Origin of the sequence: Pseudomonas sp. IT-P260, assembly GCF_949768395.1 — a bacterium.
Classification (GTDB): domain Bacteria; phylum Pseudomonadota; class Gammaproteobacteria; order Pseudomonadales; family Pseudomonadaceae; genus Aquipseudomonas; species Aquipseudomonas parakoreensis.
The window spans coordinates 139,291-155,396 of sequence record NZ_CATKPO010000011.1; the positions used below are offsets into that span (position 1 = coordinate 139,291).

Sequence of the window (16,106 nt, forward strand, 5' to 3'; positions counted from 1 at the left end):
TTGTCACAAAATAAATAGCGTTGTCACAGACTAAATAGGTTTGTCACTAGGGACCTCGAGAGTAAAATGTTTACCGCGTCGCACCAAGTCTGTTGGGCGACGCGTTCCCTCAACCCTTGGTCAGCAGTAATGGTCACGCAAACCATCGCTTCAGCCCGTCGTATCCCATCCCGACCTATTACCCAAGATTGGATCGACAAGCGGATTGCGTCCGGCGTCGGTCAGGGCGTAATGGGGCAATACCATCCTTGGATCAAGGTCAGATCCATCGCATCGCTCGGTTCATCCCACATCGTTCCTGGAGTGAAGGTTCAGCGAGCCCACCACCTCCTGTCGAAGGCGGAATTTCACTTCCACTTGATTCTGGAGCACGATCCCGCCGTCATCGATATTCGTGAGCAATATCCCCTTTTGCCACAGGCGGAAACCCACTCCATTGCATGCAGCCTTGGGTATCGGCCGGTCCTCTACCCACGGACCAATGTTCCTCATGTGTTCACGACCGATTTTGTGATTACCTTGATCGGAGAGGATGGAGGCGAAAAAATTATTGCTAGAACTGTTAAGTATCGATCTGAAATAGCCGAACTCTCTCCCAAGAGTCGTGCCCGGTTGCTTGAGAAGCTTGCGATCGAAAAGTTGTACTGGAGCCGTAGGGAGGTCGATTGGAAGCTGGTTCTATATGAGCGCCTTTCTCCTGTGCACATCCAAAACTTGGTCAAGCTTAGAAGCAATGCATTAGTGTCGGCGGCCATTGCTAGTGAAAGAAATTTTCAGAAAGTTGCGGAGTACATCGATGAATCAAGATCGGATGAAATTCCGCTCAGACTACTCATCACTAAGTTGTCAAAGTCATTGTTTATGGATTACAAAGCGACTAAATCACTTTTTTTTCATATGCTTTGGCAAAGGCGTCTGCTAATGGATTTCGAGAACCATGAAATCGATCTGACGAGACCTCTGAAAGTTTTCACCCCAGAGTCCACCATACTTAGTGTTTGCGATGAGAGGCGAGAGCATGCGTAGGCTTATTGCTAACTGTATTATTTCCCCCACCGCACAATCGGCTATTTTCGATTGCCCCGTACGGCTATTGGAACTCGACTCGGCTTATCGAAAAGTTATTGTTATTGATTATACATTTTCTCCCAAGAAACCTTGGGTCGAGGAGCTTGACCCAATCCTTATCGAACTCGAAGCAGCAGTGCTCAAGATTTCTCCAGAGCAGGCGCCGGACTTTTTGGTCCGTGACGATGATGAATTATCGGAAAAAGAGCTGGAAAACCGGGAGAGGCGATGGAGCCTGGTTAGAGAACTTGTTGAGGGCCGTACTGTCGGCGAGTTGTTAGCAGGCGACTGCTTTGGTGCAAGGGTCAATGCTCATGCGTCGACCGTAGGCGTTGATCGAAGGCAAATTTATCGCCTTTTATTCAGGTACTGGAGCATGGGGCAAACAAAAAATGCCTTTTTGAGTAACTCTACAAACTGGGGGAAGGCTAAGAATCGGAACATCGCGCCTGGTAAGCATTTGGGCCGTCCGCCTAAGTATTTAGGTGTTGTTCACGAAGACCGGGCGATACCGCTTGGAGAAAAAGAGCTGGCAGTAATTAGAATCGCCTACGATCGATTTGCCAGCGGAAAGTGCGGTAAGGTGCGGGATGCATGGGACTGGATGCTAAATAAGTTCTACACCAGAACTCTCCCAGGTGGTGAGCGGGGAGAAATTGCCCGTGGCACTTATCCGACGATCTCCCAACTAAAACATCATGGGAAAAAGTTGTTCGATGCGTTGTATGTATTGAAAGGTCGTCGAGGATCAATTCGGTGGAACAAAGATTATCGAGCTTTAACTGGATCGGCAAGCGATGGGGTTTTCGGTCCATGTCACCGATTTGAGATAGATTCAACCATCGCTGATGTTTATTTGGTACATCGGCTTAACCGTAACTGGTTGATTGGCCGGCCAGTTCTTTATGTGGTTGTCGATAACTACTCTCGCATGATTGTAGGGATACATGTTGGCCTTGAGGGCCCGAGTTGGAATGGCGCCCGACACGCTTTATTTAATGCGTACACCCCTAAGCAGGAGTTCTGTAAGCGTTATAACGTAGAAATTACAGAGGATGAATGGCCATGCCACCATTTACCTTTTGAGCTGTCGGCAGATCGTGCTGAACTGCTCAGTGAGGCGGGTGAAGCTATGAGCAACACTCTCGGAACAATACTTAAAATCGCTCCCCCATTTCGACCCGACTGGAAATCCATTGTCGAGAGCCGATTCCGCCTGATTAACGAGGGGCTAGATTTAAAATTTTGCCCCGGAGGAGTCGATGCAAGGCGCTTGGAGCGAGGTGACCGCGATTACGAGCTGGACGCAATCTTGGACATCGACCAATTCACCGAGATGGTTATTCTCGCGGTGTTGAACCACAACAGAAACCTCCGCCTGCCGCATCTCTTGACTGAGCAGATGATTGCAAGCGAGGTGAGTCCTACACCTCTTGAAATTTGGCGCTGGGCAATGGAGCACGGCCCCATCAATGCACGAACGAAAGGTGCTGAAGAACTGAAAATTGCTTTGCTGCCGTCTCGCGAAGCACCCATTAAGCGTGGTGGGATTTACTTCCAGGGTCTGCTCTTTACGTGCGAAATTTTGCAGCGGGAGCAATGGGCAGAACGTTCACACAATGGTTCCACTCGCTATGTCCGAGTTTGGTATGACCCTAACTGCATAGACAGTGCGTGGGTAAAGGTGGGCGCCGAATTTCATCCGCTCACACTGGCCCCTCACATGGCGCAAAAATTCAGCGGCTACCGTCTGGAGGAAATCCTAGACGTGCTGACCATTACGAAGCAGGTGTCACCCGATGAGGTGTTCCAAGCAACTCAAGACCGGGTGAATCTGAAGCAACGTGCAGAGGAAATTCTAGCCGATGCGACCAAGCTGAAGGAGCAAGCTGGGAGGCCCCCATCCAAAGCGAAATTCAAAGCGGATAAGCGTGTGAATCGCCAAGCTGAGGTTGCGGTGGATCGTGCCCGGGACAGTGTAGGCCTGAAGGCAATACATTCCGGCTCCGCAGCCAGCCTTGAATCACCTCGTGAACCAGTTATCCGTGAAAAAGGAGAACTCTCGTCTAGAAGTCGAAGCTTCCTGAAACTGGTCACGGGTGAAACTAAAGGCAGCAGCTATGAGTGAAATAAAACATCTACCGGCCATCTATAGGCCGACGGGCTTGCCCCATTATGATGGCAATCCGCTCATCGAGGCCCTCCCGCCCATCCTTAGCGATGACGATGTTGCGCGGATGATTCTCCATTCACCGCTTCTACCAACCAAGGCTGAGCTAGCCCTTCCCGCCAAGCTCAGAGTTCATGGTGTGAACCGGCTCACTGATGCTGTCATCCCCTTAGAAATCCACCTACATTTGGAGGACATCTTCAGTCAGTTGCTGAGACATGGATACACCGGCCGTCATCCTTTCCACCGAGATACCGTCGCAATGCTGCATGCTTCTTCAACTGAAGATCTCAGGCACTCCGGATTCAAGTCGTCGGCGTCGACTATGACGCTCGTAGGTCTCAGTGGCATGGGTAAGACTACAGCCCTGAACGCCATCGCCCGCCTTTATCCACAGACCATAAGGCACTCTGAATATGCCGGCCGCCCGTTCATTCAGACCCAGGTTGTGTGGTTGAAGATCGAGTGCCCACACGACGGTTCGCTTCGTGGGTTTTGCGCTGCATTTTTCTCCGCGTTGGACGAAGCTTTGGGGGTGAATGAGCACAGCAAGCTCATGACCACGCGCTTAAACATAAGCATTCTCCTTCAGCGGATCGGGCAGTTGTGCCGTAGCTACTTCATAGGCGCGTTGATCATTGATGAGTTGCAGCACCTCAATGCTGCGCGGGGTGGCAATGGCAAGGATACGTTGCTCAATTTTTTCGTCACCCTCTCAAACGAGGCAGGTATCCCATTAGTGTATGTGGGGACAAATGCCATGGTGCCGCTGTTTTCAGGTGTATTGCGCAATGCACGACGTGCCGTGGGGATGGGGGTGGTGTCGTTCGATCGGTTTAGCTCGGACGATGATTACTGGCGATATTTAGTACAGAGACTATGGGCATATGACTGGACTGGATCTCCGACACCGCTAACCAAGGTGTTGGAGGATAAGATTTACGATCTGACCCAGGGCAACACTGACTTTTTGGTAAAGCTGATGACGCTGACGCAGCGATATGTGATCTATGAAGGGCTGCCGAAGGTAACGGAGGCAATTTTGCAGCGCGTTTACAACGAGCAAATGCGCTTGCTGCACAAGCCGATTGAGGCGCTGCGCAGTGGTGACCCCCTTCAGATCGCTGATTTTGAAGATATGATGCCTGCGAAAGATCAGATCGCACAGATGATGAATTTCGACTTGATGCGACGGGCTAGACGGGCTGATTTAGCGTTGATTTCGAGTACCAACACGCCGAGCAAGAACGAGAAGGCCAGTGAGTTGAGCGCTAATCCGATGGTCCCAGTGAGCAAATCGGTCAATTCGAATATTGCCAAAGGAATCGCAGAATCTGACGACTTGGATTCTGCTCTTTCAGCAGAGGGGTGGATAGACGACAAGCCATGGTGATCCGCGTTTGATGAGCCTGAGCAGGAGACAGCGATGGAGCTTTTTCCGCAAGCTTTCCCAGATGAAACAATTCACAGTCTAGCTGCTAGGTACCATCGGCTTGCAGCCAATACCAGCTATCGTCAGACAAGTTACGAGTTGTTTGGCCGATATTCCCGGACATGTGGTTCGGCGTTCCCTTGCTGTCTCAATGCACTCTCACAGCGATTATCCAATCAGATGTCAGTGAATCAGCTGATCCAGGCACATACCTTGTTACCTCTTTTCGCGCCGTTCCTCAGCAGCCGTCAGATGGGCGCTGCGATTGAAGCCATGTCTGGTCCTACTGGAGTTGGCTTGAAAATGTCAGTTGGAATAACTGCCTCGGGCTTTGAGCGCTTTGGGTCATTGAGGTTTTGCGAGCACTGCGTTGCGCGCGACGGTCGACATACAGGTCAAGCGTATTGGCATCGAATCCATCAAGCGGCTGGTGTGCTGGTGTGCCCTTACCATAAGGCCGTGCTGAAGGTCGTGAGCAAACCACGTGATGACTGGAGATACTTTTATCTACCCAATAGTCTAGAAGATCACGATTTGAAAGATGCAGTTCAAAATCAGGACGATATTCTTGCCTTAACTGACGTAGCCCGGCTCACAGCGTGGGGACTGTGCAATCCAGAGCGAGTGTCTAAGCTTGTCGCCAGCGGCATACTTCGGTATCGACTGGCTGAATTGGGAATACTTCACCACAAGCGTTTGCGTTTATCACAGCTGCTTGAATATTTGAATGAAGCCATGGAGGCTGCCCCGCGATTAAAGGAGTATCAGCTACTGAACGCAGATGGATCCGGGAAATGTGATTGGGCGGTCCGGCTGCTCCGCACTCCGCGAGGGACCTATCATCCATTTCGCTTTTACTTTCTCTGCTACCTACTTGGACTTACCACAGAGAGATTTGCTGAGCTAGGCATTTCCTTTGCAGTTTCAGGCCCATCCATTTGCGTTGATTCCGAGCCAGTTCCCCACCAGCAGTTAAGCGCCCCTGCCGCTCTAGAGGTGCAAGCTCACCGAAATCGATTCCTAGCCTATTCCAAATCAACCCGGGTTCACGACCGAGCCGGGTACATGTGGCTGTACCGAAATGACCGGAACTGGCTCAGCGACTACGTCAGAATCCATCGTGCGCCCTCTATCAGGCGTCCTTATGTGGATTGGGCGGCCAGAGATGCCGAACTGGTAGCGGAACTGCCGAAGGCACGCGATTACCTGCTCCAACTCAATGATCCGCCGGTGAGAATTTCTTACGCTGGGCTTGCCCGCTGTGTATCCCACCACTACGACTTTCTCCGCTTACCTGGAAAATTACCTCGTGCGACTGAAATTGCTAGACAGCTAGTTGAGACCGAACACGATTTTCAGCTACGAAAGATCGCCAAGGTGCTTTTGAGCCTACCACAAACCGGGAAGGTATCTCTTTCCAAGCTGATGCGCTTAGCTGCGATCCGCCTTCAGCGAGTATCGAACTCAGAAATTTACGGCCTTATATCCAATCGCTTCGGGGACATTTAGATAATCTGAGTAGGACTAAATATGAAAGCTTCCAAACCCTGTTCGTTTAGATAATTTTCATGTTTTATGGAACGGTTACTCCTGGATCAGGCCGCACCGATTTATTCAAGATCATTGTCAATTAATTCAAAGCTGCAGGAATTCTCGGTATATTTGTAATACGTATCAAATTTTTCAAAAAGTGCAAATAGAAAAATGGCGCCGTCTTGTATGCTCATTCGATGGACGCTAAAATTTTGATAGGGGGCTTGAAACACTAACGCGCTATTGTTTAGTTTTTTAAATATGTAAGGCTCTATAGTTCTTCTGTTTTTCGATAATCCTCGATTAAGTCCGAGGTCAATTATTTTGTTTAATATAGCTTTAGCTCTTATTTTGCTAGTGATGTTTCGCTTTGGCGAGCAAAGCATTTCGCATATAAACTTCGAATACTTCATGTCTGTCACGCTGGCAGCGCTAATATCCCTCAGCGGCTCCAACGGTTTGGAGAAGCACGCATAGTATTTTGAAGTTTCATGCATAAAATGTACTACTCCACACATGCTACATGTGTATTCCAACTTAACGTTATGCAGATGGCAGTATGTAACTCCGGGAAAATTATGGGTTCGATGTGCATAGGCCACCCCTGAAATATTAATATTATCTTGTATGCAATATTTGCACATCAATGCACGGTATTTATTCTGCATATTTAGAAAGCTTTTGCCTGCTAGAAGTTGAGTAGCTGGCTCGAACGTATGACTCCATAAAAAATCATGATCTACAGCTAGGTGGTCTTTTTGCCATTGCTTCAATAAGGCCGAATCGCGGCTCTTGATCCTGTAACTATGAGCCAGACAATACTCCTGAGTTGCGTGTTGCAACATGCCAGTCAGAAGTTCGTAACGATTCAGTACTGAGATAAAATGCTCATCGTGGAATGTGATGGGAATGTAGGACATCTTTTAAGTATCGTCCATTAATAGTATGAGTGGTGCTTAGTGACGCTAGTGCACTAAAGCAAGTGTTTGATTAGTGCCGAATTATCTCAGCATACATTCCAGAGGGTAAGGTTTGGCGTAGCCTGGTTGGCGCTAGGTTCATGGAAAAATTTGCACTCGAGTTTCCGGGGGCGGCGTCACGGTTTCAGCCCGCTGCGGTTGCGGCGTGAAGCTCCATGAAACTCTTTTAACCAAGACACAGGCCGTGCGCTCTGGCACGTCTAGGGTTCCACTTTTCACCACGGACTAACTGGGCAATTGCATAGACGTATTCCCTCCGTTTGCATTCAACCTGACCAGTCATTTGTACCGTATTTGAGCAATAGACCAGTCGCGCGACAAATTATGAATTTTCTCATAATTGTGCATAAAATTAGTTTTTTAGCATTTCTAGCCAATCAAGATGTTTGAATGGAGGAAGAAATCTAAATTTTCCTGCCCCCACACTATCCAGGAGTTCGTATTTTTCTCTTAAGTCGCGCATTTCACCCAAGCGCTCTAACTGCAGCAGCGTATTTTTGTCTTGGAAATAGTCCCTCTCATGTGGATGCCGCTGCCGAGTTGACCCGGTTTTACCAGGATGTTTTTGATCCAGCCTGATTCCTCGCGAACCATTGCCTGTGCTGGATTTGTTTCGGTCGGAGGAGGGCCGTATCGCGTCGGCAATGGATCAATTCGGCGTTAGCGTCAACAGAAGACGCACAGATATTCGATTTTCTGTCCTCATCTCGTCTTGCATAAGTCCAAATTGTGGCTTGCTGGCTGGGCGTCCAAAAATGCATGCAGCAAGGAAAAGAAATGTTTCCTTTAAGTGCTAAAAATAACCATAAGGACAACATTTCTTTACTTTCGGCTATCGGCATATTGGCGCTGATGCGATTCTGACCCAAACTGCGGAAATTTTTTAACCCAACCGGATACTCAGTAACACTCTGTCTTTGCGCGAAGTTTCAGAGGAAGCATATAGGTCAGTCGAAATCAGCAGGTGGGATCAAAATCACATCAGCGCCAACAGCCAGTCAATTATTATAATAATTGACTACTTCTTTCTTCGAAGAAAGAAGGGCCAGCCTTGTGGTTGCGCGTGTACAAGCGACATAGAGGTCTTCATCTGTGAACGCAATATGCTCACCTGGGATGCCTACGTCAACAACAATGACTGATGTGGCCTCGATACCCTTGAATGATTTGATAGTAGAGAAGAAAACTGTATCCTTCTTTCCTAGATCTTCAATATATGTACTTAGACTAAGTCCGTGCCCAGACTTCTGGCCTTTCATAGCGGAATTTTCAAGCTTGAATGGACTCAGTATCGCCACTGGGCCTTCTCCACTCCATTGTTTCGCAATCTCCCAAGCGCGTTTCACCTGATCGCTAGTCGATTCGACCATTGGCGAAACACCAACCGGCATGCCGGTCATTGATTCAACTTTTGTATTTAAGTAGCGATTTGATGCGTCGTTGATCTTCACCGTATTCCGGCAATTGTAGTGGAGATGGAAAATCACTTCTGCGCCGATCGGGACACCTTTTCCGGCACTGTACAAATCCTGTTTCCAGTCGGCGAAGAATGCCCATCCTCCTTCGTCAGAAAGGAGCTCGAGTAGCGCGATGATCTGTTCTTCCGAGAAGTCTTGGCCTTCATCAACGATGATGGCATCGTATTTGACTACTTCATCCGATCTGTCCATGACCAGGCTCGGCAGAACCTCCCGATGGAAATCGTCTTGGCCAAACCTGTGGCGCGAATCCGGGCAAAGTTCAAGGAACAACCTATCAACGTTCCAGATGAACTCGGTGTGGTCTGGATTGCGAAGACGCAAGATGTTGGCGAGCGTGCGGTTATAGCAAACGTATATACACCGTAGACCTTGTTCGACTAAAGCGTGCAGTCTCCACATAGCCAGAACAGTTTTCCCTGACCCCGCAGGGCCTATAACTGCAACGCTTGGAAGCTGGAATAAGCCTTTCAGGCTAGCGAACTGCTGTCGAGTCAGTTGCTCGATTTTCCCCATGTCGCTGACAACGTCCTCGTCCGTATCCACTTTCTGGATCTGGAATTGTCTGTTCTTGAGGTCATTGATCACAGACTCAACGACTTGTGGAGTGAACTGCGCGGCACGTCCCGTCCCTCCACGCTTTTCCAGTGAATTTCGAAGCCGGGACACTAGCTGGCTCATATGACGGCGAGTTCCGATGGTGGACTCATCGAACATAGCCGGAAGGCTGCGTGCCTCTCCTTGGGGATACACAACGATGTAGGAGAATCGTCCCGGAAACTCCTTCCATTTGTTTCTTTCCAACAGGACACCAAGCAGATCGTGCATATTCCGCATGGCTTGTTCGGGTGGGGATTCCTTAAGCAAGACCCACGTCTCATCGTCTTGCTTTCGCTTCCACTTCCCATCCTCGTCCACCTTGAACTCCTTGGAACCCTTCACCTCAAGGACAACAAGACCTGAGTCTGGTGCGAGAACGACGAAGTCTGCTTCTCCATCACGGACGTAGCCGTTCTTCGCAAGCGTCCATTTAACACTAGGCATGACGACCCAATTGTCTGGTAACTGGTTCTTGAGTGCTTTTAGCACTTCGTTCTCCCAGCGGTCTGCTGGAAGATTTCCAATGATCCTTGGCATCGGTTTCCGTCCTATGAATTGGTAAGCAGCGCAACAAACCGAAATTTTTCGGCTTCTTCGCTCCGGATGAAACCGTCGCGGGTGCGGAGCCTTGGGGTAGCCATACTCCGTTTGAAGTACGCGGTGACAGGCAAGAGTTCCCCCCCATGAGTAACTGCTAGCCATTCCTCGCCATCACTGAGCTGGCTGATCTTGCGCGGGCCAACTTTCCGCCAGTTTCTGCCGGCAAAAGAAAAAGTGGTGTCATCCGGAAGGCTGGTAAGAGCCTTCGCAGTTACATTGTACTGCGAGCTTAGTTGCGTCTTGCTCAGTGCTCCCGGCGTGGAATTGGGATCAACGTCTTCGACGACAAACATCTGGTCGTTTTGTAGGTTAGCGCGGACCCAGATCATGCGACGGGACAAGTTGAAGGAATCGATGCGCCGGATCCGGCCAAGGCCTTGTTTGGCAGCGAGATGATGTGCGTCACCAATCGCGTTTCGTTCGCTAGCATAGCCATCCCACAGAGGATGGACGACTACGTTGAGAACTCCATCAGTTGCCCATCCATGAACGTTACCATCGTGGATGATAGATTCTGCAGGAAATCCATTCTTAGTCCATGCATCGACAAGCCTAGCTGCGCGAACGTCCCATTTGCCCTCTGCTCCAATGGGCAGGACCTTGTTGGCAGCCACGGTATCTAACCCAGGTTTGTAGTTAGCATCTAGCATGGAGGCCAACAAGTCGATGCCTAGCTCCCAATCAAGAAGACCATGAACTTGACGGTTACGGAAACCCCGGAGTAGGAGGTCCGGGCTGCGCCACTCGTTGCCTTTCGTTTTTGAGAGATCAATCTCTTCACGGATCATATTGCCCATTCGCGGGGTGTCACCCTCCCCAAACAAGCTCCCTCGTAGGATGGATTCCCATTGAGACATTGCCGAATCTACGATTCCCGCACCGTTCGGATGGGCGTCGGCAAGGTACATCTCCCCACCGCCAAGGTCTGTGAGCGCGTGGACAGATGCGATCTCTACATCCATCGAATCAACATCTAATTCTAGAGCGATGGCACGCTGCAAGATGGTCGCGGCAGAATACCAAGCGGCGCGGCGTCTTGTTAGGCTAGCCTCGTCCTTGCTTTCGAAGTATTTCAAGCCATTACCATCGAGCATGCGTATTGCAAGGATATCCGTGGTCTTGGGTGAAGTAAGTGCAACCTTAAAATCCGGGTTTTCGTCTTCTGATCGCCAGATGGATTCGCCCTCAGCATGAATCCATTTACTCCCGCCTTCCTGAATACTACCAACCTCTTTAAAGCCAAAGTATTCACTACGGTTGGTATTGGTACGAAATACGGGAGCTTGCCGCTCTAGCTTGACCTGTGTATTGCAGACTTGTTTGAAACCCTCAGCGCTGAGTCGGGGGCTGGAGATGTCTGTTGAGCCCGAACGCCCCCTATTCTCGCCGCCTCCAAGAGCTGGCTTAGTAGTATCCATGTCAGTTGCAAATGCACGCGGAGCTACGGCCATGTAAGGCTTCGCGTCTTGTGCCCCACAATTTGGGCAAATAACGCTCAGAGGAGGGTTCTGAAGCCAGCTTGGATTCCACAACCCTGATTCACTTGCGTGAGTCCTCATGGCGGTTATAGAAATGCGCTCTACATGAAGTTGCCTACATGCTCCGCAGCGTACGTGCACATACGCTGCTCCTATGGGGGCCCCTGAGGCTTTCCAGCGACCAACACGAGGATCATTGAACAGTGGTCCTGTAACGTACAGTGGGGTTAGCCGTCGCTTGTCCCATGTGCGCTCCGAGCCTGGAGCGAAGTCCGCGATGGCTTGGTCTGCAGGCCTGTCGAGAGACTTTGCATCGCGCTCCGCGTCACCTTTTCCAGAGGGAAGTTTGAAGTAGAGCTCTCGGACGCTCGTTGGCATGCCAAACATTGGCAAAATACCCGCCTCAGCGAGGCGGTGAGCCAGTGTGGATGCCACGAACTCATTTCCTTCAACGGCATCCTTCATTTTTTCGGGCAGGTGTGACACATACTCTATGAGGGTCTCGGTGGATACATTAGAGCCTGAGGTTATGGTTCGTGCCACGTTCTTGATGGCTTCTCCATTCACAGCAATCCAATTCCTGACCAACGCAATATTTGCTTCGGCATTGGCAAGGGTGCCCATCTCACCGTGTGTATCAGGATCTTGGCTAGTTGCAACCCATGAAATGCCTGCAGCACGAAAAGCTTGTCTCAAAATGTCCTTGGCGATGAGGCGCTCGGCTAATATGCGTTGATCGTCGCCCATGGCAAGTCGTGGCTGCGGGGGCACGCCCCCTGTCATTTCGCTGGGGTGTTCGAAGTGAATGCGGTCATGAGTTTGTCCGCGACAAAAGGTGAAGGCCACTGAAAAAGCCTGTCCCTTACGACCAGCTCGCCCTACACGCTGCTGGTAATTAAAGCGCTCCGGGGGCATGTTCGCTTGCATCACAGCCTGCAACGAACCGATGTCCACACCAACTTCCATCGTTGTCGTGACCGACAGGAAATCGATGGAATCTACATTCCTCAATACATTGCGCGTACCGATATCTTCAATCGTTTCTTCATCGAAAAAGATGTCGCGAAAGTGCCTTTGGCGTTGGGCTTGGTCTTGAGTTTGGCCGGTTAGCTCCTCAGCATGAATGCGAAATGCAGACGACTTATCATTCGCCTCGTGGGCATAGTAGTGCTCGTCTTCGATTTCCTTGGCCGTGGCCTTCCCATTGGGCTGTGTCTCGAGCTTGCCTAGGCAGCGTGAACACACGCCCGCAGATGCATGCCAATGAACCCGCCCGCAGTTCGAGCATACCCATGGATAGTCTTCAGGACCGACAACACGGGTCCACAGTTTTTCCAGCCGGACCACGCCCCAAAGGTCCCCCTGTACATGCCCCACCAACTTGAAGGCATTAACCATGGAGTCATGCAGTGCGTCACGGTTAATTCTATGGGCCGCAGCCACTTTCGTCAGATAGCCATGGACGCGCTTCTTCGCAGCTCCTTCGTTTGCCGCGCCAGTGGGCTGGTCGTGTCTCCAGCCATCGGTTGGCCTGTTCCATGGATTGGGATCCAGCCGGTTTTCCTCAGCGAGGATACGGAGGATGCTATCGCATGCGAGGCGGAAGACTTCTGAAGGCATGCCAATTGGCGACTGAAGAGCCTTGTCTGGCGGAAAAGCTAGGTGACCTATCCCTTGCGCCTCAAGGTCATACAAGAGGCGCCCGGCTAGAGTTCGCCACGAAACCTTTCTCAGCGACTCGGAAATTGACTCAATATCATGCAGGTTGGCCTCATCTTCTAATTTGGCGACCAGGTTTCCGTCAGATGTCTTGAAGATAGACGTCCAATCTTTCCCTTTGTGTCCAACCTTTCGTTTATCGACGGATGCACCGCCAGGGTTAATTCCCTTCTCGATGAAATCTCGCCAAAGAGGGCTTAACTGTCTATCGGGGCCTGGCTTTGCAATGATGTCATCGACACGCACATACCCATGCTTATGGGCGCGTATTCTTTTTACTTGGTCTACTTGCTCGTCTGTAGCGCCTTCCTTGTCTTCGACCACCGCCCTTGCGGCTTGCACGAACAAATTGAATCTTTGTAGCGATCCATCTGTTTGACCAAATAGATTCTTGACCCTTTCACGAATGCCTTGGACTTTTTCTACCTCTACAGATTCAATTGCATGCAGAGCGTCCTTCATCAACACATCTATGCCGCTATCAGATCGTTTCTTCAGCTCTTGATTGATGAAAGTGCGTAGCAGCAGCATCCACTGCTCTTCTTCCACGCCAACAGAAAGATTCGCTGCCGCCTCGCGGCTATCAGAGAAAGCCACAAGCTTACGGCTCTTTCCCTCAGGCAGGACTCCCATCAGGTGCTTGGAGAACAAGTGTGACATGCGCGCCAAGCCAGTCACAAACGATCGGATCGGCGTACGACGGCCATAACGTTCTGAATAGTCAATGTGACACGATGGACAACGCTGGGGCATCGCCGAGTATTCATGGCGGTTTGCCTCTGGTATTTCTGCGTGAAAGAGATAGCAGGGCTGACCACCTTTTTGTGTCCCAGTAGTGACTAGACCTGTAATGGGATCGATGGTCGCCGTAATCCAACTTGCGGGTTTGTTGTCTCGTGGCTTACCTGGGCGACCATCCTTTGAGTCAGTTTCAATCGTACCGTGCTTCCATTTCAGATTGTCCGGGATTGTAGTAGGGTCGAAATCAAGGTTACGCAACCAAACGACACCGACATCCTTATATCTCTGGGCGTCTGTGCGTGTCTCGACTGTAGTCTCGGGAAGTCCGTTGATTTGGGTTTCGAGGGAAGTTAATTCGAATTGTGTTTCGATTCCCAGCCCATTCTTTAGCGGAATCCTGTTCCCACATAGAAGCTGCGTGCCACAACACTCGCAATAAAGAACTTCAAGCACGCGCCGCCCATCCAAGGAGAGCTTCCGGTCAGGCAGGAGCATTCCGCTGCGTCGATCATGGTCTTCGTCGTGCAACTCGATGGTTGCCCAGAGACCTTCGACATTCTTGGCCATCCAATGGAAGCGAAGGCGCGGGAAGGACAGCCTCTTGTCCCTCGCGTGCTTGGAACCAATGGCACGGAACAAACCCCTAGCGGCAATTGGGCGCTTGTTAGCGGGAAGGCTAGCGAACCAGTAATCGGAAAGCATATTGATCGGCTTGGCTCGGATCTGCCCGTTGGTATCGAATCCAGCGAGAATGCACTTGTTGCTGGTGACTTCGTCGACGGCAAGGAGATCAACGACAGAAATCACTTCTAGGGTTTCATTGTCGTCGCCTTCTTGAATATTGGTACCCCCAGCCTTGAGGCAGGCTTCCACTATGGCATTGTTGAATTCGGGGATGTCGTCTTCCAGTGTATGGAGGTGCTCTCCGGATTCGATATGGAAGCGAGCCTTCGCATCCTCACTCGTATAACCAAAGAAGCCGCCAAGATATTCGTAGGTGGCATCATCACTTCCATCAAGCGACGCACTAGATGCGAGTATCCGTAACTGAGGGCTTGTCGGGTCAAGCCCGAGTCTGTTCAGAAGGAGACGTATTAGATAAGCGACTTCCGTACCTGCCGAGCTACGATGCAGGTGGAGTTCATCTACGATGAGTTGGAATACGTGGTTCTGACGATCTTTTTCAAGCCATTTTCGCGTTTCCTCGAACATGTCGGAGTCGGCACGATCACCGGGTATGTGGGGATCGGGGTGCCGCATTAGCATGATGGACAACATGCTGATGTTTGTGACGAGGATGTCCGGCGGCATTGCCTGCATTTCCCAGCGATGAAACATTTCCGCCGCGTCTGGTGACATACGTCGGATGAAACTGGCTTCCTCTAATGATTGAGATAGTTGTTTTCTGGCCTTGTCAATCTCTTCCGAGATATTGGCTGCCTCAGCTTCAGCAACCGCATCACGGCAATGCTTAATTTTTTGGCACATTGAGACATAGTCTGTGACTGCTGCCTTCAAATCCTCGCGTAGCTCGGAGCGCTTGCCTGTATGTGGCTTCCCATCGGCCTTGAAAGGATGGCCGGAAACTGGCGTGGAACCATTGTAGCGGCCAAATCGGATTCGATTACCCGCGAGATATTGGTCAAGCGCTGCATGGACTTCATCTGTATCGAGTGCGAGGCGTAGGCGAGAAACCTGATCTTCAACGAGCGCATTCATGGGATACAGAACGAGTGCCCGAACTGCCGCCGTACGCTTCTCACCACGCAACTCTTTTCGAGTATCATTCCATTTCGGCAGTTCTTCCTTGGTCCACTCACTAGGAGTCTTCGAAGGATGTTGCCATTGAGTGGATGGACTTGTAGCCTCCCGGACGATATTGGCCAAGGCGGGAAGCAAGAAGGATTCCGTCTTGCCTGAACCTGTGCCGGTTACGACGACGCAATGCTTGCCTTCCAGTGACTTCCTAAGCATCGTTTGCTGATGTAGGTAGAGTGGATGACCACCACTGAATAGCCCAGCACTGACAACCGCTTTGAACGCATCGCGTCCCACCTCGTTTAAGCTAGGGAGGTCACTTTCGAGCAACTCTGTAAGTTTTCGACCTGACTTGTAGGAAGGAATTGGTTCAACATAGGGTGTTTGAAACAGAACCCCAGGCAGGTCCAGTAATTCCTTTCGATCTTCCTCAAAGGTTTGGGAGTTCGTTCGAAATGCTGAGGTTATGTATCGCTTGATTCCGTTCTGGAAAGTATCGAAAGCGCCAACTGGGTCTTTCATTCTTTTTCCTTATAGCTTCAATTAGTG

7 protein-coding genes are annotated in these 16,106 nt (G+C 50.4%); 4 read left to right on the top strand and 3 right to left on the bottom strand.

Features of this window, described 5'->3' with window-relative positions; genetic code table 11:
• Positions 1-129 precede the first annotated feature (129 nt).
• From ACM6HV_RS07575 to ACM6HV_RS07590, 4 genes are read left to right on the top strand one after another with little or no spacing between them, the layout of a single operon-like run.
• Positions 130-1,026, top strand: a complete 897-nt coding sequence (locus ACM6HV_RS07575) for a TnsA endonuclease N-terminal domain-containing protein (protein WP_414903871.1) — start codon at positions 130-132, stop codon at positions 1,024-1,026.
• A complete protein-coding gene (locus ACM6HV_RS07580; RefSeq protein WP_414903872.1) occupies positions 1,019-3,196 on the top strand; it encodes a Mu transposase C-terminal domain-containing protein in 2,178 nt (725 codons plus the stop codon). Before ACM6HV_RS07575 ends, ACM6HV_RS07580 begins: the two co-directional genes overlap by 8 nt.
• Entirely contained in the window at positions 3,189-4,631 is a 1,443-nt protein-coding gene (locus ACM6HV_RS07585) for an ATP-binding protein (protein WP_414903873.1), read from the top strand. Before ACM6HV_RS07580 ends, ACM6HV_RS07585 begins: the two co-directional genes overlap by 8 nt.
• Positions 4,632-4,664: 33 nt before the next feature.
• A complete protein-coding gene (locus tag ACM6HV_RS07590) occupies positions 4,665-6,179 on the top strand; it encodes a TnsD family Tn7-like transposition protein (protein ID WP_414903874.1) in 1,515 nt (504 codons plus the stop codon).
• Between the two features lie 101 nt (positions 6,180-6,280).
• Here ACM6HV_RS07590 and ACM6HV_RS07595 read toward each other — a convergent pair whose 3' ends face one another.
• The 3 genes from ACM6HV_RS07595 to ACM6HV_RS07605 all read right to left on the bottom strand — a co-directional run bounded on the left by ACM6HV_RS07595 (position 6,281) and on the right by ACM6HV_RS07605 (position 16,079).
• Positions 6,281-7,123, bottom strand: a complete 843-nt coding sequence (locus tag ACM6HV_RS07595) for a hypothetical protein (protein WP_414903875.1) — start codon at positions 7,121-7,123, stop codon at positions 6,281-6,283.
• Between the two features lie 1,058 nt (positions 7,124-8,181).
• On the bottom strand, positions 8,182-9,798 hold the full coding sequence (locus ACM6HV_RS07600) for an NERD domain-containing protein (RefSeq protein ID WP_414903876.1): 1,617 nt from the start codon (positions 9,796-9,798) through the stop codon (positions 8,182-8,184).
• Between the two features lie 11 nt (positions 9,799-9,809).
• Positions 9,810-16,079, bottom strand: coding sequence for a DEAD/DEAH box helicase (locus tag ACM6HV_RS07605; protein ID WP_414903877.1), 6,270 nt, complete (start codon positions 16,077-16,079; stop codon positions 9,810-9,812).
• Positions 16,080-16,106 lie beyond the last annotated feature (27 nt).